Source organism: Syntrophorhabdaceae bacterium (assembly GCA_028713955.1).
GTDB lineage: Bacteria > Desulfobacterota > Syntrophorhabdia > Syntrophorhabdales > Syntrophorhabdaceae > UBA5609.
This window is the reverse complement of the sequence record JAQTNJ010000025.1, coordinates 1-22837: the sequence shown is the minus strand read 5'-3', so window position 1 is coordinate 22837 and position 22837 is coordinate 1. Positions and strand designations below refer to the sequence as shown.

Here is a 22837-nt window from a genome sequence, read left to right as displayed (position 1 = left end):
AACTTATGAGCTGTTCCGGAGGGAACTGTTTTACAACTGCCTTTGTATCACCATCTACAACCTGTACGATAACCTGCTTTATTTGATCATCATATTCAATGGAGACCTCGTTGTTCAGTTCCATTTGCGCTATTAACACCTTCATGTTCTCAAGTGCTTTCTGCTGTGATTCTATTGTATTTTCTATTATACGGGTCGTTGCTGCGGTTGATAGGGCGGGTAATTTCACCTCACTCCTTTTCTTTAAATCCACCTGCTCGGAGTAGGCTTGAGTTGTCTTGATATTTGCTATTTTTCCTAACTCCATATCAGCTTGCCTCCATCATTCCGAAAACCTCACACCCTTTTTATCGCCGATTCTTTAATTAGCTTAAATAAATCGTTAAACGTCCGTAAGGCGTGAATCGTGAGTCGTGAGGGGAAACTACAGCAAAGAGCTGAGAGTAGAGAGTAGAAGAGTAAAACCGGAAGAAGCGAGTTTTTTATTTGGTTGTCATGCGAAAAGCTTCATTCTTTATCGTCATCGCGAGGCGAAGCCGTGGCGATCCAAGGGTATAATCTATTGAATGAGATTGCCACGCCACGCTCGCAATGACAAGACGCCACGCCCTGCGGGCTCGCAATGACAAGATGCTTTTCCTGTGTCGTACGGTCTTTCTCACCCTCTCACCTTCTGCTCTTCTGCTCGCTTTACTTCTCACCAGATCCTTCTTCACCTTTCACTTTTCACGCTATCAGTTGGTATGGGTCAATTTCTTGACACCAATAGACCTCTATTTCTAACATCCCCGGTTACTGCATGCCCGGCTTTTTTCAGGAATCCTTATCATTTCCCCTGTTTTTCGATAAAAAGGTGGCGGGCATAAGAATTGCATAAATACAGAGTATGCCTTGGCCTTTTATATCACTTATTTATCAGGAGGTTATATATGAAATCTTTTAGCTTCGGGAAAAGTACCGTTTCTCAGGATGGGCCATGTTATATCATTGCCGAGATAGGAAATAACCACCAGGGCGACATAAAAGTAGCGCTGAAGATGATCAAGACTGCTGCCGGTATGGGTGTCAACGCCGTAAAATTTCAAAAAAGGGACAATAAGACCCTTTATACAAAATCCATGTATAACAAGCCCTACGAAAACGAAAACAGCTACGGGTCAACATATGGCGAACACAGGGATCACCTCGAATTCTGCTGGGACAAATATGTGGAACTGAAAAAGTGTGCTGAGGACAACGATGTCGAGTTTATGTGTACTGCCTTTGATTTTAAAAGCGTTGATTTCCTCGAACAACTGGGGATAACCAGTTACAAGGTCGCATCAGGCGACGTAACGAATACGCCTTTGCTGGAATACATTGCCCAGACGAAAAAACCCATGTTCATATCTACGGGCGGCGCCACGCTGGAGGAGATCAGGGTAGCATATGATACCGTCACGAAATACAACGACACTATATGTCTTTTACACTGCGTGGCCGGTTATCCGACCGAATACGAATATCTGAACCTCAATACGATCAACATACTGAAAAAGGAGTTTCCCGACATCCTGATAGGCTACTCAGGACACGATTACGGCATCCTTGCCCCTGTCCTGGCTTATATGCTGGGGGCAGTGGTTGTTGAAAAACACTTTACGCTGAACCGGGCCTGGAAAGGGACAGACCACAAGTTCTCCCTCGAACCTACAGGTCTTTACAAAATGACGCGCGACCTCCGCAGGGTCGATGTGTCGGTGGGAAATGGAAAGAAGGTGGTCCATGAGTTCGAAAAGGACCCTATCAGCAAGATGAGCAAGAGCCTCTATGCATCGAGAAAACTCCAGGCAGGCAGGGTGCTGACCGCCGATGATATCTCCATAAAATCGCCGGGAGGAGGTATACCGCCATATAAAATGGAAGAGGTCCTGGGAAAGATGCTTAAGATCAACCTGCCTGAAGAGGCCCTGTTCTCTTTTGACTATTTTGAATAGGGAAGAGTGTGCCGTTGGATGAAGGAAGGCCAGACTATTTACGATAAATTTTCCCTGTCCGGCAGGATTGCCATTATAACGGGCGCGTCGGGACAGCTTGGCGGAGAGTATACGAAAACCTTGCTGGCAGCAGGTGCCTCCGTCGCTGCCTTCGATATCAACCCCGGTAATCCAAAGTCAACCATCCGGAATATTCAATCGAATAAACTCATAACCGTTGCTGTCGATATCACCAGGAAGGATTCTCTTCAAAAAGGGCTGCAGGAGGTCATCGACAGTTTTGGCAATCCTTCCATACTTATCAACAACGCCGCGATTGACGCGCCGCCTGACGCCTCCGAACAAGATACAGGACCTTTTGAAAGCTATTCCGAATACGCCTGGGACAGTATGATCGACGTCAACCTGAAGGGGACCTTTCTCTGCTGCCAGGTTATAGGCGATCACTTTGCAAGGCATGGCGGGGGAACCATCATTAATATATCATCCATCTACGGGATGCTCTCTCCTGACCAGAGGATCTATAAATACCGGCCGAAGCCCTTCTTTAAGCCTGTCGCTTACTCTGTCTCCAAGTCAGGCATACTCAACTTAACGCGATACCTTGCCACGTACTGGGCATCTCAGGGTGTACGGGTCAATACGCTGACACTCGCAGGGGTCTTCAACAACCAGGACGAAACCTTCCTCGGCAACTATACATCAAAGGTCCCTATGGGCCGCATGGCAAATCCTGACGAATACAACGGCGCCATACTGTTCCTTTCTTCAGACGCCTCATCATATATGACCGGAAGCAACCTGATCATTGACGGAGGGTTCAGCAGCTGGTAACAATTTGCAGGAGGGTTCATGGCCGGATCATTTAAAAACTTCATCAAAGGGGAGTGGATCGACGCAGCAGGTGGTCAGACCTTTCAAAACATAAACCCCTCTGACCTGACAGACATCCTCGGCAGCTTTCCGGACTCCAAAAAAGACGATGTGGACAGTGCCGTATCCGCCGCCGCGTCCTCTTTCCCGGCGTGGAAAGACATGCCGCCTGCGGAACGGGCCAATATTATCACGAAGGCCGGCAGGATCATGGAAGACAGGAAGGAAGAACTTGCACGGACAATCTCGCGCGAGAACGGCAAAACCATAACATCTGCCCTGGGAGACGTTCAATCCGGCATAGATATGGCCTACTTTGCCGCGGGCGAAGGAAGGAGATTGTATGGGAAGACATCTCACTCCGCCTTAAGGAAAAGATTTGCCATGACCAAGAGGTATCCGGTAGGGGTAACAGGCATCATTACATCATGGAATTTCCCCATGGCCATTACGTGCTGGAAGACATTCCCCGCGCTCCTGTGCGGGAACACGGTCGTTCTGAAATCAGAGGAAAATACCCCGGAAACCGCCGTGTGTTTTGCGCAGGCCCTTGAAGAGGCGGGTCTCCCTGCCGGAGTGTTGAATGTGATCCACGGTACAGGGCCGGTATCAGGTGAGTACCTCACGCTGCACCCCGGCGTATCGATGATCTCCTTCACCGGTTCGAGCGCCGTAGGAAGGATAATAGGAAAAAACTGTGCCGCGAGGCTCGCAAAGGCATCTCTCGAACTTGGCGGTAAAAACGGGGTGATCGTTATGGATGATGCCGATATTGACCTGGCAGTTGACGGGGTGATCGTCGGCGCCTTCTCCATCTCAGGCCAGAGGTGTACCGCGACCGGCCGCGTTATCGTCCATAAAACAGTATACGATCAATTTACAAAAAGGCTGCTCGACAAAACCTCAAGGCTCAGGGTCGGACCGGGGAATGATCCGTCCTCCGAGGTTACACCGATCATCAACCGGAAACAGTTTGACAGGGTAATCGGATATATCTCGCGGGCCGAAAAGGAAGGTGCCGGGATCCTCATCGGTGGTGAACCGCTCACGGGGGGGGTATATGATAAGGGGTACTATATATCTCCTGCCGTAATGGACAGGGTAACACCCGGGATGGAGATAGCACGGGAAGAGGTCTTTGGGCCGGTCCTCGCCGTGATGAAGGCTGATTCGTACGCAGATGCCATAGAAAAACACAACGACTGCCCCTACGGCCTGTCCGCGTCGCTTTTCACAAAAGACGTGAACCTCGCATTCAATTTTTTTGACGATGCAGAGGCAGGCGCCTGCTACATCAACGCGCCGACTTTCGGTTCAGAACCACACATGCCTTTCGGCGGCGTAAAACACTCAGGTCTCGGCTACCGGGAAGCAGGCTGGGCCGCCATCGAGGCATTCTCGGAGGTCAAGACCCTCTACGTGGATTACAGCGCGACGATCCAGAACGTACAGTTCGTGGAAGAGGAATAGTCTATGGACGTCTCCTTTATCCCTTATGAAGAATTCGAGCACATCAGGTCGCTGAAAAGGATCAACACCTTCAGGCGGCTGGAGATCATAAGCTCCATGTGCAGGCTCAATACCCTCTCTGCGATCAAGAGGGCGGGCTCCGGTCATATCGGGAGCAGCTTCAGCTCCATGGATATCTTTGTCTACCTTTACCTCCATGAACTGAATACCCTTTCCTCCGGTCCTGACAATCCGGACAGGGATGTCTTTTTCTCATCAAAGGGCCATGATGCCCCGGGCCTCTATTCGGTACTTATGGCGGCAGGGATTCTAAAATTCGACAACCTCCTCACCTTAAGAAGGCTTGGCGGTCTTGAAGGTCACCCGATAATCACTACGCCTGGCATAGAGGCGAATACAGGCTCGCTCGGCATGGGCATATCAAAGGCAAAGGGTGTTGCCTTCGCGAAAAGACTCAGGAATAACGGCGGAAGGGTATTTGTGCTCACCGGTGACGGCGAGCTTCAGGAAGGTCAGGTCTGGGAATCGCTCCAGAGCGCGGCACACCAGGGACTGAACAACATCTGCGCTATTATTGACTTTAATAAAATACAGACCGACAGGCCTGTAAGCGAAGTCATGGAGCTGAAAAACCTTGAGGCACGACTGAGGGCATCGGGGTGGTACGTAAAACGATGCAGCGGTCACGATTTCCGGGGATTGGCCAAAGCCTTCAGACAATTTCAGAACATTACAGATTCCCCCAGGGTGCTCATCGCGGACACCGTGAAAGGCAAGGGTGTGCCGTTCATGGAGGGTCTGGAAGACGGCCTCTACAAATGGCACTCCGGTGCGCCTGACGATGGATCCTACGTACAGGCACAGCAGGAACTCATCGGCACGATCAACCGCCTGAGGGACGATGCAGGCATAGGCGCGGTAACCGTAGTCAGTCCCGAACCGGCTGATAGCGTCCCCTACCCGCTATCCGGTGAAAGGGTCGTAAACGCTTACAGTGAGGCCCTGCTTGAGGCAGGCGCGAAAAGACAGGACATCCTCGTCCTCGACGCCGACCTTTCAGCCGATTGCGGGACGCGCGCCTTTGAAAGAGTATTCCCCGAACGTTTTATCGAAAACGGCATCGCCGAACAGGACATGGTCTCCATGGCAGGCGGGCTGGCCCTCCAGGGCTTCCTGCCGATAGTGCATTCATTCTCTGTCTTTCTCGCATCAAGGGCCAACGAGCAGATATTCAACAATGCCACGGAAGACACAAAGATAATCTACGTCTGCAACTATGCCGGTCTGCTGCCTGCAGGCCCCGGGGTCTCGCATCAGGGCGTCCGCGACATATCGCTCTTCAGCGCGCTGCCGAACTGCGTTGCCGTCGAACCCTGCAACGCCCTGGAGACAAAAAGGCTCCTTGACTGGTGCATCTTTGAGGCGAAAGATAACTGTCTCCTCAGGCTCTCCATCTTCCCATCCCCAGGACCGGTAACCCTGCCGGATGATTATATGCCGTCCTGCGGCGCGGGGATCACGGTACATGAAGGCAATGACGCTATACTCTTTGCGTACGGCCCTGTCATGGTCCATGAAGCGATCATGGCAGCCGGTATCCTCAAGGCAAAGGGGGTATCGATAAGGGTCGTCAATATGCCATGGCTGAACCGCATCGACCGGGAATGGTTTGATAAGATTATCGATTCATACCGGGAGATCTTTGTCATGGACAACCATTCGTCGAAGGGTGGATTGGGGGATACGGTCCTTGAGACACTGAACGCCTCGACAGGGGTTGGACAAAAAAGGATCTATAAACTGGGGATCGAAGGATACCCGGCATGCGGTACGCCCATCGAAGCCCTTCAATATCACGGTCTCGACAGGGACAGCCTCGCGATAAAAGTCCAGGCAGTTTTGAGACATTCGTCATGATGCCTGACAGGGATCATAATAATGACAGTATCAAGGTGGTTATCCTCTGCGGCGGATCGGGGACCCGTCTCCGCGAAGAGACGGAGTTCAGGCCGAAGCCCATGGTCAATATAGGCAACCGCCCTATCCTCTGGCACATCATGAAGATCTATTCCCATTACGGTTTTAAAGATTTCATACTCTGTCTCGGATACAAGGGTGAGATGATCAAGGAATACTTTCTTAACTACGAGGTCCTGAACAGCGATTTTACCATCGAGCTCGGGAACGGGAAAAACCTCCGGCTCCACAACTGCCACGAAGAAAAGGACTGGCGCATAACCCTTGCAGATACCGGGGACAAGACGTTGAAAGGCGCCAGGCTGAAGATGGTCGAAAGATATCTCGACGGCGACACCTTTATGGTTACTTACGGTGACGGCCTTGCAGACGTGGACCTCAATGCGCTCCTCGGGTTTCATCACAGCCACGGCAAACTGGCGACCGTGACGGGCGTGAATCCGGCGTCACGCTTTGGTGAATTGAAGATAAAGGGCGACAGGGTCGAAAGCTTCTCTGAAAAACCCGAGATCAGCAAGGACTTCATAAACGGCGGTTTCTTTGTTTTCAACAAGGCCGTCCTGGATTACCTTTCAGTCAAGGATGGGTGCGACCTTGAGATCGGTCCATTGGAAAAGATTGCCGGTGATGGTCACCTCATAGTCAATAAACACCAGGGGTCGTGGGCATGTATGGATACTTTAAGGGATATGGAGTACCTGAACAGGCTGTGGGACGAAGGCAGGGCGTTCTGGAAGGTCTGGGAGGACAGGACATGAAGGTGCTCGTTGATGAAGGCGAAGGCAGGGCATTCTGGAAGGTCTGGGAGGACAGGACATGAAGGTGCTCGTGACGGGAAGTGAAGGCTATATCGGCTCAATGCTGGTGTCCTGCCTGATCGATGCAGGCCACACAGTGACGGGCCTCGACTCATGCTATTTCGACAACCGGAGGTTCATCGGTGAAAGGCCGCACTATCGATTGATCAGACGCGACGTGCGCGACGTCAATATATCCGAGATCAAGGGCCACGATATGGTGTGCCACCTTGCGGCGCTGTCCAATGATCCGGCAGGGGACCTCACCCCCGGCGTCACTGAAGATATCAATCACCTCGGCACCGCCCTGTTCGCTGAAAAGGCAAAAAAGGCAGGCGTCAGGAGGTTCGTCTTTTCCAGTTCGTGCAGCATGTACGGCGAAGGGGACGTCTCCGGGTATCTCACCGAAGAGGCCGGGTTTAACCCCGTGACCGCCTACGCGCGCTCAAAGGTCCTGGCAGAAAGGGACCTGTCGCGCCTCGCTGATGACGACTTCTCGCCTGTATATCTACGCAATGCTACAGTGTTCGGGGTCTCTCCCAAGCTGCGGCTGGACCTTGTGGTCAACAATCTGGTTGCGCTGGCGCATACGACGAAGGCCATAGCGATGACGTCCGACGGCACGCCATGGAGGCCGCTGGTGCACGTAAGGGATGTTTGCCTTGCGTTCAGGTGCGCCCTGGGGGCGCCGCGATCAGCAATACACAACCAGGCCTTCAATATCGGGAGGACCGACACGAACCACCGGATCAGGGAGATCGCCGAAAAGATCGGCGCCGTCATGAAGGACGCGGAAATAACCTTCGGCAGGAGCAATGCGGACAACCCCGACAAAAGGACTTACAGGGTCAGCTTCGAAAAGGCAGCGCAGCATCTCCCCGGCTTTGTCCCTGCATGGTCGCTGGAAGACGGGATCAACGAGGTCTATGAAGGCTGTAAACGGTTTGGCCTTAAAAGAGAGCACCTCGGAGGAGATGAGTTCATCACCTTGAACAGGTACAGGAGATTACTCCTTGAGGGCATGATCAGACCCGATTTCAGATGGGTGGAGGCGTGACATGATGAAACAATGCAGGCTTTGCGGCAATCCCTTAGAACACCGTTTCCTGTCCCTCGGCAACGCACCTCTGGCAAATTCGAACCTCACCGACGACGACCTGCAGAAGGCAGAACCATTTTACCCGCTGGAGCTTTATGTCTGCGGGAAGTGTTATCTGGTGCAGCTTGAAGAGTTCGAAACCGCGAAGAATATCTTTTCCGGGGATTATGCCTATTTTTCTTCATATTCCGAAAGCTGGCTTTGCCACTGCAAGTCATATACCGATATGATCATCAATAGGTTCAGCCTCGATAAAGATTCTTTTGTGCTTGAGATAGCGAGCAATGACGGGTATCTCCTGCAATATTTCAAGGAACGCGGCATACCGATCCTCGGCATCGAACCGGCGTCGAATATCGCCGCAGCAGCGATGCAAAAGGGGATCCCGACGGATATCACCTTTTTCGATAGCGTCTATGCAGCAGAGATGTCAAAAAGCGGAAGGCGGCCTGACCTGATAATAGGCAATAACGTGCTCGCCCATAACCCTGACCTCAATGATTTCGTCGGGGGCCTGAGGACCGCGCTGGGACCCGGAGGGATCATCACCATGGAGTTTCCCCACCTGCTCAGGCTGATGAAGGAGAACCAGTTCGATACGATCTATCATGAACATTTTTCATATTTTTCCCTTTACAGCGTGCAGAGGCTCTTTGCCCGTCACGGGCTTGAAGTTTTTGATGTCGACGAGCTTCCGACGCACGGGGGATCGCTGCGCATCTACGTGAGACACATGCACGACAGTTCAAAAACCGTTTCGGCAAGGGTCGGACGTTTGATAGACAAGGAGAGGACGGCGGGTCTCCTGGACCTGAAGACCTATTTCGATTTCGGGGAGGGCATAGAATCGACGAAAAGAAGGCTCCTCCGATTTCTTATCAACATCAAGGATAAAGGCAAGCGCATTGTGGGATACGGGGCGCCGGCCAAAGGCAATACCCTCCTCAACTATTGCGGGATAAGGGCTGATTTTCTCAATTATACGGTAGACCGGAGTCCGCACAAACAAAACAAGTATTTGCCCGGCACTCATATACCGATAAGGCACCCCGACGTCATCAAAGAAGATAAACCCGACTACGTTATGGTCCTGCCGTGGAACATCAAAGACGAGGTGATGGAACAGATGGCATACATACGGGACTGGGGTGGACAATTTGTAATACCGATCCCGAAGGTCAGGGTGTACGGCTGAGATGAGCGGAGACGCCGGATGGGACGGGATTTCCGGGGGCAGTCGATGATCTTCACTGAAACAAGGCTGAAGGGTGCCTATCTGATCGATCTGGAACCGTTCAGGGACGAACGCGGCCTTTTCGCACGGAGCTTTTGCGAAAGGGAATTCGATGAGCATGGCCTGAAGGCCGGCTTTGTACAGTGCAATATATCGTGCAATGAAAGTGCGGGGACATTAAGGGGTCTCCACTACCAGGCACACCCCTACGGGGAGGCCAGGCTGGTCCATTGTCTGCGGGGGGCCGTATATGACGTGATCGTTGATCTGCGCCGGGACTCACCTACACGTTTCGAGTGGGTGGGCGTTATCCTCCGCGGATTCGATCCTGATGAGACAAACCCGGCAGGGGCCCTGCCCCGCTTGCAGCCTGACGTACCGGTCCATCACATGGTCTATATCCCCGAAGGGTTTGCGCACGGCTTCCAGACATTAAGCAGCAATACCGGGATATTGTATCATATGTCCCAATTCTACCACCCGGAGGCGGCGAGGGGTATACGGTGGGATGATCCGCTGCTTCGGATCAGGTGGCCGTACCAGGAAGTGATTGCTTCGGAAAAGGACAGGTCCTATGTCTTTCTCGATGAGAAGGACTTTCGATGACTGATACCAGTATGCACATTCAGAACAGTCTTGCAGAAGAAGCGGCGGCATTCGACCAACGGATTATTGAGCGGACGCGTTCCGGCTTTGTCCCTGACCTAAGGCGGTCCGTCAAGTGCGAATATTTTTATAAGAGCTTCTGGAGAGACCCCTACTATATCCGGCTCTATCTCGGTATTGTGATGCACAACCTGCTGGACCTCGTCACAACACACTGCGGCAGGGGCTTGCGGATCCTTGACGCGGGCTGCGGACCGGGGCAGATGTCGCTGGAATTTGCAAGGAACGGCTACCACGTAACAGCCATAGACATCTCGGAATCCTGCATCGAAACGGCACGGAAGGTGCTGGCGGAAAACCCCTTCAAGGAGGGGTTCGGTTCGCTCTCGTATCATGTCATGCCCTTTCACCGGGCAGAAGGCATCTACGATATGATCCTGTTCTGCGGATCACTGCACCACATGGAGGATATACAGGAAGTGGTACATAAGGCCTCATTGATGCTGCGCCCCGGAGGTCATATCCTCTGCTATGAACCATGTCATGAAAGATACAGGCAGCAGGATGCCGCTCAGGTTGCGCTCATAAGGGGTATGCTCTCGCTTTCGGATCACTGGTATGATTCACATGAGACAGGTCTCTTTTTAAGCAACGAGGAGGCCCTCGAAACATACGTCAACGAGATCCATACCGAATACACGCTCGAACGCGATAAAGACGAACCAGGCGGACAGTCCCCCCATGACCTCCGGACCGATGGTGAGGAGATCATCGGGGCACTCCGTTCCCAATTCACGGAGATAGAGATGCGCCCGGGGTTTTCCTTCATCTACCGGTTATTGGGCGGCATGAGGGGACCGGAGGATATTACCCACAGCTTAGCCCGTTTCTTCACGGTATATGACAGGTTTGCGGTCAGGAAGGGATTCCTTAAGGAAAATTATTTTTATTTTCTCGGCAAGAAGAAAGATAACGGGAAGGTTCGCTGAACTATCGACGGAGGTCCGATATGTCCTCAATATACTTCACCCCTGATGACATGTGTACAACACAAAAACTCAAAGTGAAACGCATCAGCGACTATTTCATCGCGAACAAATGGTCTGTCGTGACTGACCCCGAAGCCGCCGATATCGTTCTCTGCCTCACATGTTCGGGATGGGAAAAACTTGAAACCATATCGCTGGACCGGTTACGTGCGCTCCAGTACCTGGGCAACAAGGTCGTGTCCGTCGGTTGCGTAAATGACGTCAACCCACGGGCAGTGGCCGAGATCCATCATGGGCGCTGCATCTCCATGCAAAGGCTGAAAGATATTGAGGACCTCATCCCGGATCACGAGGTCAGGCTAAGCGATATCCCTGAACCGTCCACGTTCAGGTGCAAAGAGGATTACCGCCTCTATGACCTGACAAAACGTTTCGTAAATATAGCATCAGGCTGCTCGTTCTCCTGTTCATACTGTCCCCACAAGATCGGCCTCGGTCCCTTGAGGAGCAGGACAGTGGAAGATATTACAGCACAGGTAGAAGATCTGGTGGCGGAAAATGTTAGGATCGTGGTATTGACGGGGATGGAAACGGCCTTTTACGGCAGAGACATCGGAACCAATTATCCCTATCTGATAAGGAAGGTAATGGAAGTCGATCCGGGGTTCGAGATCCACGTTGCCCAGTTCAATCCGGCCGGTGTTTTAAAATATTGTGACGAACTGCTGCCGCTCTTTTCAAGCACAAGAGTTACCGATATCCAGATACCCCTGCAAACCACGAGCAGCCGGATACTCAGGCTCATGAACCGTCCCCTGAAGGTCGATAAGGTCAACAGGTTCCTGAAGGAGATCAGAAAAAATAATAAGAAGGCTGTTTTCAGGACCGATATAATCGTGGGGTTCCCGACGGAAACCATTGAGGAGTTGAACGAGACGTTACGTTTTGTCACGGACGTCTATGACGAGGTCGCCGTCTATGCCTTTGAGCTCCGTAAAGGCCTGCCCGTTGAAAGGCTGACGGATTATGTCCTGCCGGAGGCAGAGATGGCAGCCCGTGTTGAATACGCTGTGGATTTTGTTGAAAAAAGCGGCAGGATGGCCCACGGCGGCCAGCAATCCGGCGTGTCGCTGACCGAGGTCGAGGAACGGAAGGAGATTGTACGGAGAAAAAGGCAGTCGATAGTGAATAGTAGATAGTGAAATGCAAAAGAAAAATTGCCGCTGGTCGCTGGATAAGGAATCAGCATAGCGCATAGCGGAATACATGCGGAATAGAAGAGCAGAAGGTGAGAGGGTGAGAGGGTGAGAAGATAAGAAGGTGAGAAGAGTAGAAGACAGAACAAATATGAGGCAAGATCGAGTGAATTGTGAAATGCAGGATGCGAAAAGGGTGAGCATCGGCGCCGGACTTTCCCCGCAAACACGCTCATTCCGCTCCAGCGGCTACATTCGCTCGCGTTCGGCTTCGGAACTTTTGCTCCGCAAAAGACCGAGCTTCCTCGCCTCACGACGGTTTGCTACAGGAAAGCCCGGCGCCGATGCTCATCTTATGGAAAATACGGATTTAAAACCTTTAGCTTTTCTTCGGCCCGCTCTTTTGTCTGCTGACCGCTGTGTGCTGGTTTATGGAGGGGGCGATCCCGTCAAGTCGGGACAAGCTGTGAGCCCTATGAAATATAATATTTTATAGCCCGTTCTCGGGCCGGGTACCCGCTTGCGGGTGCGGGTGGCTCCACGGGCTTCTGCTCGTGGAGGGGGCGACGTGAGCCCCATAAAAAATATTTTATAGCCCGTTCTCGGGCGAGAGGGGGTGGCTCCACGGGCTTCTGCTCGTGGAGGGGGCGACGTAAGCCCCATTAATATGCTAAGGATAGACTTGCAAAACGACTTAGTCACGGTGGAAGAAGACGGCATCGAGAGAAGCTATCCCATGGCGAGCGCCGAGGCCTTCTCTATCATATCGAGGGCATGGCTGCGGGCGGGCTGGGACAATAAATACGTCTACAGCTTCACGTGGATGGGACGGCCCGTTATCCAGTTGCCTGACGACATGCTGAGGATCCAGGAGCTCCTTTATTCCGTGAAGCCCGATGTGATCATCGAAACCGGCATCGCCCACGGCGGCTCCCTTATTTATTATGCAAGCCTTTGCAAGGCAATGGACAGAGGCAGGGTGATAGGCGTCGATATCGAGATAAGGCCCCATAACAGAACGGCCATTGAGTCGCACGAGCTGTTCCCGTATATTACCCTCATCGAAGGCGATTCGATCGCGCCCGATATAGCGGACAGGGTAAAAGCGCTGGTCGTGCCTGGAGAGCGTGCAGTGGTCTTTCTTGATTCCTGCCACACAAAGGCCCACGTCCTCGCAGAACTGGAGGCCTACTCACCGCTGGTGGGCATCGGTTCTTATATAGTGGCAATGGATGGGATCATGGAGGGATTGGTCGGCGCCCCCCGGTCTCAACCGGATTGGCACTGGAACAATCCGGCAGCCGCTGCCCTTGAATTCGAGAAGAGAAACGGCAATTTCAAGATCGTTGAGCCGGGCATCCCATTCAATGAGGGCAATATCACCGAGAGGGTCACCTACTGGCCGAATGCCTTCATACAACGCATCAGGTAAGTCATGAAAAGGCCGCATAAAAAACCACTCCTCATCTATCTTGCCGACCCGGTTCACAATTACATCAAGAGCCGTGACAACTGGTTCATCCCGCTTAATATCTTATATATTGCCTCATATGCTAAAGCCGTATTCGGGGAAAAGGTCGATATCAAACTTTACAAGTTCACCGACCCTGTAATGCAGGCGATAAATGAGAGGCCGCCCGACCTGATAGGCGTATCCAATTACGTCTGGAATTATGAGCTCAGCAAGGCGATCCTCGGCTTTGCCAAAAAGATGAGCAAAGACACGGTCACTGTAATGGGAGGACCGAACTTCACCCATACCGCGGAGAGGGCAACCGTGTTTCTGAAGGACACACCGTGCGATTATTACATCTCAGGCGCAGGAGAGCATCCCTTTCGATCACTTGTGTCATCCATGCTGAAAGGCCATCGCGCACATACACCGCTCTATCACGATAAAGATGTCCATGCTGTCTGGTATCTTGACCCGGCCACGGGGAAAGCGGTCTATAAGCCGGTCGCCTGCACGATAGAAAGACCGGACGAGATCCCGTCACCCTTTCAGAACGGCATGGTCGACGAGTTTTTCCGTCAGGGTCTTGCCCCGATGCTCGAAACGAACAGGGGCTGCCCCTTCGCCTGCACTTACTGCGTCTGGGGCAACAGGAGCAAGGTCCTCAATTTCAGCATAGGACGCGTCAAGGCGGACATCGAGTATTGCAGGATGCATTCCATTGATGACCAGCTCATGATAAACGACGCAAATTTCGGCCTATTCGGTGAAAGAGACCTGGAGATCGCAGGATATATCAAACAATCGCATGACAAATACGGGTGGCCCAAAAACGTAATCATCAACTGGGGACAGGTGGAATCGGAGACGGCCCTCAAGATCGCCGATACCCTGAAGGACGTGAGCATCTTCAGACAATCATCGCAGTCCATGGACCCAGGCGTCCTCAGGAATATCAAACGCAGGAACATCTCTCACGGGCAGTGGAAGAACGTTGTCGCCTATTGCAAGGAACAGGGGGTCGACTCCTTCGGCGAGCTTATACTTATGCTGCCGGGGGAGACCTTCGCCTCGTACCTCAACGCGCTCCGTTATCTTCTTGGGCTTGACATCGACTGCGTCAATACGAACCAGCTCCAGTTGCTTGAAGGGGCGCAGCTTAACAGACCGGAGGAGCGCGAAAGATACCGGATGGTTACGAAATGGCGACTTCTCGAGAACGCTTACGGCGTCTACGGCGGATATACGGCGATAGAGTCGGTGGAGCTCGTCGTCCGGACAGATACATTTTCCTTTGAGGAGGGCCTTGCATGCCGCACGTTGAACTGGCTCATCCAGATGAGCTGGACCCTCCGCCGCCACGACCTGTTATTGCGCCTCCTTGGGACCTTTGGGATAAACCCTCTTGATCTTTTACTGAAGGCTGTCCGCGATTACAGAAAGGCAGCGCCGGCGGTGCAAACCCTGGTTGAGGATTTTAACAGAAACGCCATTGACGAACTCTTCACGAGTAAAGACGAGCTGATATCGTATTATTCGGAGAAAGAGCGCATTGAATCCCTGCGGGACGGCGGGTTCAGGAAACTCAACACCTATTACTCGGGTCTGGCGCTCGAATGCGACAGCGATTTTATCGGATATTACTCCCGTATTGCCCTTGAGATGATCGGTGAGCTCGGCCTGTTGCCTGAAGATTACATCGATATCATCAACGAATGCGCCCTCTTCCTGCAGCAGAGGAACTTAAATGACCGGGAGCTTGTGAGCGTAGAGAAAGGCATCGATATCACCAAGCAACACGAATTCCATTATGATTTCCTGCGATGGGACCGTTTACCGGCAAAGGACAGCCTATTCAATCACCATCACCCTGAAGGCCTTTCCTACACATTCTACACGGACGATGAGCAGACCGGCGCCATCAGGAGACACATGAAAAACTTTTCAGGGATATCGAGGGAGTACCAGATCAGAAAACTCCACGAGCCGTACTTCGGGATAAATAAGGATCACCTGCTCTTCCGCATCCGCTATTCCAACCCCACACAAAACCCGTAAGGCGTGAGGGGGCTGCGGCATAGCACATGGCGCATAGTAAATCGTATACCGTCATTCGCATATCATATACAAACAAATAATTTTTTGTCGCATGAAAAATAAAGATTACGAGGTGAATAACTCTCAATTATGTTTCCTCCTCTTCTCCTCATACATCAATGTATCTGCCTGAGTCATAAGTTCATCAAGAGAACAGGGTATCTTGGGGTTATAGTGCGCTATGCCTATACTTAAATGGAGTTTGTAAGGTTTTGCCTCTATGCTGTTGAAAATCTCAAGACGATCTTGTAATCGTGCGGCAAGTATCTCCCGTGTTCCATCAGCGGTATTGATGGCTAAGACAGCAAACTCATCTCCTCCTATCCGTCCGATGATGTCTGATTCCCTGAAAGTCTCTTTGAGGATCGCGGCAATATCAATGAGGGCGTTATCTCCTTCAAGGTGTCCCAGTGTATCGTTGATTTTCTTCATGTTGTCCAGGTCACCAAAGAAGAGAAGCATATCCTGGTTTGCCCTCGTCTCTATCTTCAGTTGTTGTTGGGCGAGGGTAACAAAACCCCGACGGTTGTATAAGCCTGTAAGTTCATCCGTAATTGACATGGCGCGGAGTTTTTCTTCCAGCTTCCTTCGCTCGCTAATGTCCCTCAGGTAAACAAGCGAGCATGGTTCTCCGCGATAAACTATTGCGGCCGCAGATACTTCAACAAAGATCGCTGTCCCATCTTTTTGAATCCCCTTGAATTCATACCGCGATGGTACTGATTCTCCTTTTTGTCTTTTTTGGTTATACTCCAACACCATTTTCTGGTCATCAGGGTGTACCGTCATGTATGTAGGGTTCCCTATAATCTCCTCAGGTCTGTCATAACCGAAGATTTCCATAAACTTCTGATTCACGTAAATGTGTTGGTTACCCCTGACAATGGCCACGCCGTCGTTGGAGCGCTCAATGGCTACCCGGTAGCGTTCTTCAGATTCAATAAACTGATTCTCAGCTACCTTGCGCTCGGTGATTTCATGAGCGAAAACAGCTACCCGAGATACCATTCTTTCCTCGTTAACGACGGGGTAACAGTATATATCGAAAAATCTCCCCTCCCTGGTATCTTCAAAGTGAACCGGCTTACCCGTGTGGATAGCTTTATCAAATTGTTCTTTTCTCAGTCTTGCTACATCCGTTGGGAGGTGGTCGTACAGGCAGGTGCCTGTAAGTTTCTGGATGCTCTTACCTAATCTCTGGGAAGTTATCTCGTTTGCGAAAAGGATTGTGCCCGACCTGTCAAGCAGTAACAGTGTTTCTCTCGTGGCGTTGATCAATGCCAGGAGCGCTTCTTCACTTTGGCTCAGGTTCTCTTGCACCCGCTTCTTTGTGGAGTTTTTCGCAACCACACTCGTCTCACTCCGTTATTATGCTTGTAAAATAGGTATTGACAATTAAAAGGATTGTGTTGTTTCCACCATATATAATTCTTAATCCTGATTATTATCTTTATCTATATATAATATCTGAATATAATGTACCTCTTTTATTGTCTTTTGCAAGAAAAACATTTTAACAGATTATATGGCAGATTCTATTTACAACTGCACCACATGAGGTGTACTGTCAGGTTCTTCGCGTTGCGCTTTAAAGTGGAATTCGCCATGAATCAGTGAAGATTACATGATGAAATGCTTACCTTCCTTTTTAACGTTCCGGTTCAGCGGCGGCAATAAGCCGTCCGCTGGAACCGGTTGTTACCTATCTCCCCGTTCTGTCAGTTTTTTCGCCGCCCTGCCGGAAGCCCTCGAAGACGTTTATACTGCGATCAGGCGAGGTCAAAACGGTCAAGGTTCATTACTTTGTTCCACACCGCTACAAAGTCGTGCAGGAACTTCTCCTGGGAGTCATCACACCCGTAGACTTCCGCCAGGGCCCGCAGTTGGGAGTTCGAACCGAAGATCAGGTCGACACGTGTGCCGGTCCACTTGAGCGTGCCGCTCTCGCGGTCACGACCCTCGAATATGTTTTCATCTTCCGCGGTTGCCTTCCACGTCGTGCTCATGTCGAGCAGATTCACGAAGAAGTCATTGGTGAGCGCCTCTGGCCGTTTGGTGAAGACGCCGTGCTGAGACCCTCCGAAGTTGGTCTTCAGGACGCGCATGCCACCCACAAGCACCGTTATTTCGGGTGCGGTCAGCGTCAGAAGTTGCGCACGATCAACCAGCAGTTCCTCTGCCGTCACTGCATATTTAGCTTTTAGATAGTTACGGAACCCGTCTGCAGCCGGTTCGAGCACGGCGAAGGAGGCCGCATCTGTTTGCTCCTGCGACGCATCCATACGTCCCGGCGTGAAGGGAACAGTCACCTCGTGACCAGCATTCTTCGCAGCCTGCTCGACGCCCGCGCAGCCGGCCAGAACGATCAGGTCAGCCAGCGATACCTTCTTGCCGCCGGAGGCCGCGCTATTGAACGCGCCATGGATGTCCTCCAGGGTCTTGAGCACCTTCGCCAGCCGGGCAGGCTGGTTGACTTCCCAATCCTTCTGCGGCGCCAGACGAATGCGGGCGCCGTTCGCACCGCCGCGCTTGTCGGAGCCACGGAACGTGGACGCCGACGCCCAGGCCGTTGAAATCAGTTCTGACACAGACAAACCCGAAGCCAGGATCTTGCCCTTGAGAGAGGCGATGTCCTGTTCATCAATCAGTTTGTGATCGACGGCAGGGATGGGGTCTTGCCAGATGAGCTCCTCCGCAGGAACCTCCGGGCCGAGATACCGTGAGCGAGGACCCATGTCGCGGTGCGTCAGCTTGAACCACGCCCGTGCGAAGGCGTCCGCGAGCTGATCGGGGTTCTCGTAAAAGCGGCGTGAGATCTTTTCGTAGACGGGGTCAAACCGCAGGGAGAGGTCGGTTGTCAGCATGGTTGGCGCGATACGCTTTGAAGGGTCGTGTGCAACCGGCACGGTGCCGGCACCTGCATCACCCTTCGGCTTCCACTGGTATGCACCGGCCGGGCTTTTCGTCAGTTCCCATTCGAAGCTGAACAGGATCCGGAAGAAGTTGTTGCTCCACTTCGTTGGCGTATTGGTCCAGGTGACCTCCAGGCCGCTGGTGATCGTGTCGTCACCTTTGCCCGTGCCAAAGCTGCTCTTCCAGCCCAGGCCCTGCTCCTCGATGCCGGCAGCTTCCGGCTCCGGGCCCACCAGTGACGCATCGCCGGCGCCATGGGTCTTGCCGAAGGTGTGGCCGCCCGCGATGAGCGCAACCGTCTCTTCGTCGTTCATTGCCATGCGGGCGAAGGTCTCGCGGATATCCCGCGCCGCAGCGATCGGGTCAGGATTGCCGTTCGGGCCTTCCGGATTGACGTAGATCAGACCCATCTGCACGGCAGCGAGCGGATTTTCCAGATCCCGGTCGCCAGAGTAGCGCTTGTCACCCAGCCACTCGCTCTCGGAGCCCCAGTAGGTATCCTTTTCCGGTTCCCAGATGTCCTCACGCCCGCCGCCGAAGCCAAAGGTCTTGAATCCCATCGATTCCAGGGCGACGTTGCCGGCGAGGATCATCAGGTCAGCCCATGAAATTTTCCGGCCGTATTTCTGCTTGATCGGCCAGAGCAGCCTGCGCGCCTTGTCGAGGTTAACGTTATCGGGCCAGCTGTTGAGGGGTGCAAAGCGCTGGTTGCCGTGGCCTGCGCCGCCGCGGCCATCACCCATGCGGTAGGTGCCGGCACTATGCCACGCCATGCGGATCAACAAGGGCCCGTAGTGGCCGAAGTCCGCCGGCCACCAGTCCTGCGACTTCGTCATCAGTTCACGGAGGTCCTTCTTAACGGCCTCCAGGTCGAGGCTCTTGAACTCCCTGGCGTAGTTGAAACCCTCGCCCATCGGATTGGACTTGGAGGAATGCTGGTGCAGGATATCGAGCTTCAACTGGTTCGGCCACCAGTCCCGGTTCATCGTGCCGCCGCCGGCAATGTGTTCGGGAAGTTTGCCCTTTCTTTCTTCATCCATGGTATTTACCCCCTTTCGTTGTGTGGATTGTTGAACAGCGCTGCCATGAATAATAGTGTTTCGCTGCCCATCTAACCAACAATTGATGATCAAAACCGTTGCCAAAAAAAGAGGCAGGCCGCAGAACCGTCAGGCATTCTCTTCCCTGGCTTACTTGCCCTGGCCCTCTCTTGTTTCTGTATGGCAGTCCTTACAATACCCGTAACATTCCAGCCTGGTATCCTTGACCGAGAAACCGGTTTTCTTCGCTATATCATGCCGGTCGGCAACAGGAGAAATTTTGTAATCGATGATCTTCCCGCAGCGCTCACAGATTAGATTAAGGTGTTCTTCAAGGTTACCTTCGTAGCGGTTCTCCATGGAATCAAACTGCAGCGTTTTGATGATGCCCAGAGAAGAGAGCTTGTTTAGTATCGCATAGGTGGTCGATAAACTCAGGCTTTTCCTTTTCTTCTTTGCTTCCTCATACACAAAGTGGGCGCCGGGATGGAAATTTCTATTTTCGATAAGCACCTCGATGATAGCCAGCCTTTGAGGGGTAAGCTTCAGCCCCTTCGCTTTCAGCTGTCGTGCTATTGATTCTTTGGTTGCTCTGGTCAATTCGGAACCATTCCTGATAATAAGTAGTTTATAACACCCCTTTCCTCATCTGTCAAGGGGTCTGATGAAGGGATTACCATATGAAATACAGCATATTTTTTGATTTACCCATTGACTGACTATTAAAAACTATACGGTTCTAAAAGCTCACAGTACCCGATCTGTATATGGCAATTTGCGGATCAGGGCACTCAGCGTAAAACAGACCGGTACGGCTATCATCGACAGGATAGCCCACTTGAGCAAAGGGTGGAGCATGACATCCCGACCAGCGAAGGCCAGAAATGTAATCACCGGGGCATGGATGATATAAACGGTATAGGCGTTCGGTACCAGGAATTTCATGAGCCTGCCCTGGCTATTGAAAAAGCGGCGGAAGATATAGATCAGGCCAACGCACATGCTGAGGCAAAAAAAAGATTCCCAGAGGGCGTAGGTAAATGACTGCCAATGCCAGCCGCCCAGAAAGGGTGTATGATCTTTATTAGCGCCGCCGATCAATACCAGTGGGAGCCACAAAAGGATAAGGAGGATGGCAATTCCCGACCAGAAACGGCCCGTTTTGTCAGGCAGGGCCAGGAGCCAGTTACGCCGGTAGGCAATCAGCCCCACAACAAATAGAACAACATATTGGGCAAAGAAGGGGAACTGAAAATTCAGTGGTACAAAATTCCAACCCACAGGATGCCACAGGCGTACTGTGAATCCGGCAATTCCCAGAAGCAGGGCAAAGATGGCGATAATGTTATTGTGTGGGAAGCCGGTCTTAACAACCGGATCAGCCGGGTGAGACCGATTGAGGAACCTCCACAGAACGTAGGCAAGCGAGAACATGAGCAGGGCCTCGACAAACCACAACGGCCCGGCACCGATCACCGGGCTATGATGAAAATATTTGTCTGGGAAGTACTGCCAAAAAGGTATCCGTATATCCTGATAAAAGAAGGTGTACACGAATAAGGGATTGATGACCCAGCTGAACACGGCCAGGGGAATCCCAAGGCGGATCAGGCGATCCTTGAAGAAGAGTCCGGCCCCTTTGCGATCATAAGAGCCCGGCACAAAGTACGCGGAGATGAGCAGAAAAAGGCCCATGAAGTAGCCCTGGTTGATCGCGCAGAACCAGCCGCCGAGCAATTGGGTAATCGAATCTTGCCGACCTTCGTTATAGTACCAAAGTCCTGTCCCGGCATAAGTGATCATCATATGGTGCATCAACACCAGGATGGTCAAAAAGACCCGGATATTGTCGATAAAGTACAAACGGGCTGTCGGCTTATGCTGGATGTCTGCCGTAGCAGGCAAAGGGTGACTTTCATCTGCAGCCTTTGTATCACCGGCTGATACCGAGTTGCCTTCATTCATATAGCTGCTATTCCTGGGGCTCACGCCTGTCCCCGTAAGGGGGTCGCCCCCTCCACGAACAAAGTCCGTAGAGCCTCCCCCTCGCGCCCAAGAATGGACTAAACAATATATACAGTTTCGTTGCCTTCATCCGGGTACCCACGTAAGTGGGTGTCCCTCGACGTACGAAATGTACGCCCGGGTACCCGCTTGCGGGTGCTATTTTTGAATGCAACTCGGTATAGGTCGGGAAATGTTACCTGCTTTGCCATTTTTCCCCCTTGTATAAACTACGTTGTCAGCTCTCCCGTGACCATTTATATATTGCACTGCCCGATTGAACCTTCTTTGCATTTATGGCCGTGAATCCATATCGCCCCGCTTAAGTTTGCTCCGCCAAAGTTTGTATCTTTAAGGATTGCCCCGGTCAGGTTTGCATAACGCAGACTTGCCGCGGTCAGGTTTGTATAACACAGGTTGGCACGTGTCAGGTCAGCACCATTCAGGTCTGCCCCGGTCAGGTTCGCCTCGGCCAATATTGCATAGCTCAGGTTTGCCCCGCTCAGGTTTGCTGTGCTCAGGTTTGCATTATTAAGGCTTGCGGACACAAGGTCCGCACCGTCTAAGTCCATCCCGACCAGATATGCCCCGGTCAAGTCACAATTAGGACATTGTTTTGTAGTCTTCAATTTCTGTAAATCATCAGGCCGAAACGCGTACACCCCGACTGCGGATAAAGTACAGACCATAAGAACCACTGCTGCGATTGATGGAAACATCCTTCTTGATGTCTTCATGTGATCTCCTCTTTTTGGTATATATTTATCTTCCTGATACATACACAACATGCGTGTCGTTTATGCTCATCCTCTATTTCGTACTACATAGATTACCAGATATTCTAACTGCTTGCCAACAGTTTAAGCAAATTCAGTAACCTTCTCCTTCCGCCGTGACATTTTCCGTCAAACGTGGTGAACTTCTCACTCGCGAAAGGGGTTTTACACTGGCACAATATGGGATTATGGACATATCTGCGAAAATGGACCAATGGGGTCAAATCTTTATCCTTGACTCAGACGATCTTCTATCTTCTTCATCAGACGCAGTATATTCTTGTCGGAGGCCAGTGATGCCCGGAACCTTTTCCTTGCAACAGATACGGCGCTGTAA

General features: G+C 51.9%; 18 protein-coding genes. 12 read left to right on the top strand and 6 right to left on the bottom strand.

Annotated elements, in window-relative coordinates:
* Positions 1-307, bottom strand: a 307-nt coding sequence (locus tag PHU49_04055; protein MDD5243168.1) for a flagellar protein FlaG, incomplete at its 3' end; no start/stop codon positions are given.
* 622 nt (positions 308-929) lie between these two features.
* On the opposite strand from PHU49_04055, the gene PHU49_04050 reads away from it, so the two are divergent.
* From PHU49_04050 to PHU49_03995, 12 genes are all read left to right on the top strand, one after another.
* Positions 930-1976 (top strand): N-acetylneuraminate synthase family protein, encoded by a 1047-nt coding sequence (locus tag PHU49_04050; GenBank protein ID MDD5243167.1) that lies wholly within the window; start codon positions 930-932, stop codon positions 1974-1976.
* 18 nt (positions 1977-1994) lie between these two features.
* Complete coding sequence (locus PHU49_04045; protein MDD5243166.1) at positions 1995-2810, top strand: SDR family oxidoreductase; 816 nt, start codon at positions 1995-1997, stop codon at positions 2808-2810.
* Between the two features lie 18 nt (positions 2811-2828).
* Positions 2829-4319 (top strand): aldehyde dehydrogenase family protein, encoded by a 1491-nt coding sequence (locus PHU49_04040; protein ID MDD5243165.1) that lies wholly within the window; start codon positions 2829-2831, stop codon positions 4317-4319.
* Between the two features lie 3 nt (positions 4320-4322).
* Positions 4323-6236 carry a transketolase C-terminal domain-containing protein gene (locus PHU49_04035; protein MDD5243164.1) on the top strand — a complete coding sequence of 638 codons (1914 nt, stop codon included), beginning with the start codon at positions 4323-4325 and terminating at the stop codon, positions 6234-6236.
* Positions 6233-7054 (top strand): glucose-1-phosphate cytidylyltransferase, encoded by an 822-nt coding sequence (rfbF, locus tag PHU49_04030; GenBank protein MDD5243163.1) that lies wholly within the window; start codon positions 6233-6235, stop codon positions 7052-7054. Before PHU49_04035 ends, rfbF begins: the two co-directional genes overlap by 4 nt.
* Positions 7055-7112: 58 nt before the next feature.
* The gene (locus tag PHU49_04025) at positions 7113-8150 is read left to right on the top strand and encodes an NAD(P)-dependent oxidoreductase (GenBank protein ID MDD5243162.1); all 1038 of its coding nucleotides are present in this window, start codon (positions 7113-7115) and stop codon (positions 8148-8150) included.
* 1 nt (position 8151) lies between these two features.
* The gene (locus PHU49_04020; protein MDD5243161.1) at positions 8152-9387 is read left to right on the top strand and encodes a class I SAM-dependent methyltransferase; all 1236 of its coding nucleotides are present in this window, start codon (positions 8152-8154) and stop codon (positions 9385-9387) included.
* Between the two features lie 18 nt (positions 9388-9405).
* Positions 9406-10032 (top strand): dTDP-4-dehydrorhamnose 3,5-epimerase family protein, encoded by a 627-nt coding sequence (locus PHU49_04015; GenBank protein MDD5243160.1) that lies wholly within the window; start codon positions 9406-9408, stop codon positions 10030-10032.
* The gene (locus tag PHU49_04010; GenBank protein MDD5243159.1) at positions 10029-11021 is read left to right on the top strand and encodes a class I SAM-dependent methyltransferase; all 993 of its coding nucleotides are present in this window, start codon (positions 10029-10031) and stop codon (positions 11019-11021) included. The genes PHU49_04015 and PHU49_04010 overlap by 4 nt, the downstream gene beginning before the upstream one ends.
* A 20-nt stretch (positions 11022-11041) precedes the next feature.
* A complete protein-coding gene (locus PHU49_04005; protein ID MDD5243158.1) occupies positions 11042-12220 on the top strand; it encodes a radical SAM protein in 1179 nt (392 codons plus the stop codon).
* A 679-nt stretch (positions 12221-12899) separates the two neighbouring features.
* Positions 12900-13649, top strand: a complete 750-nt coding sequence (locus tag PHU49_04000) for a CmcI family methyltransferase (protein MDD5243157.1) — start codon at positions 12900-12902, stop codon at positions 13647-13649.
* 3 nt (positions 13650-13652) lie between these two features.
* Entirely contained in the window at positions 13653-15728 is a 2076-nt protein-coding gene (locus tag PHU49_03995; protein ID MDD5243156.1) for a cobalamin-dependent protein, read from the top strand.
* Positions 15729-15851: 123 nt separating this feature from the next.
* Here the strand turns inward: PHU49_03995 and PHU49_03990 are convergent, their stop codons facing one another.
* The 5 genes from PHU49_03990 to PHU49_03970 form a co-directional block, all read right to left on the bottom strand.
* Entirely contained in the window at positions 15852-17117 is a 1266-nt protein-coding gene (locus tag PHU49_03990; GenBank protein MDD5243155.1) for a diguanylate cyclase, read from the bottom strand.
* Between the two features lie 419 nt (positions 17118-17536).
* Positions 17537-19720: a catalase/peroxidase HPI gene (gene katG, locus PHU49_03985; GenBank protein MDD5243154.1), complete on the bottom strand. Its 2184-nt coding sequence runs from the start codon at positions 19718-19720 to the stop codon at positions 17537-17539.
* Between the two features lie 150 nt (positions 19721-19870).
* Positions 19871-20320, bottom strand: coding sequence for a Fur family transcriptional regulator (locus PHU49_03980; protein ID MDD5243153.1), 450 nt, complete (start codon positions 20318-20320; stop codon positions 19871-19873).
* A 147-nt stretch (positions 20321-20467) separates the two neighbouring features.
* Entirely contained in the window at positions 20468-21685 is a 1218-nt protein-coding gene (locus PHU49_03975) for an acyltransferase (GenBank protein MDD5243152.1), read from the bottom strand.
* A 296-nt stretch (positions 21686-21981) separates the two neighbouring features.
* A complete protein-coding gene (locus tag PHU49_03970; GenBank protein ID MDD5243151.1) occupies positions 21982-22461 on the bottom strand; it encodes a pentapeptide repeat-containing protein in 480 nt (159 codons plus the stop codon).
* Positions 22462-22837: the final 376 nt, after the last annotated feature.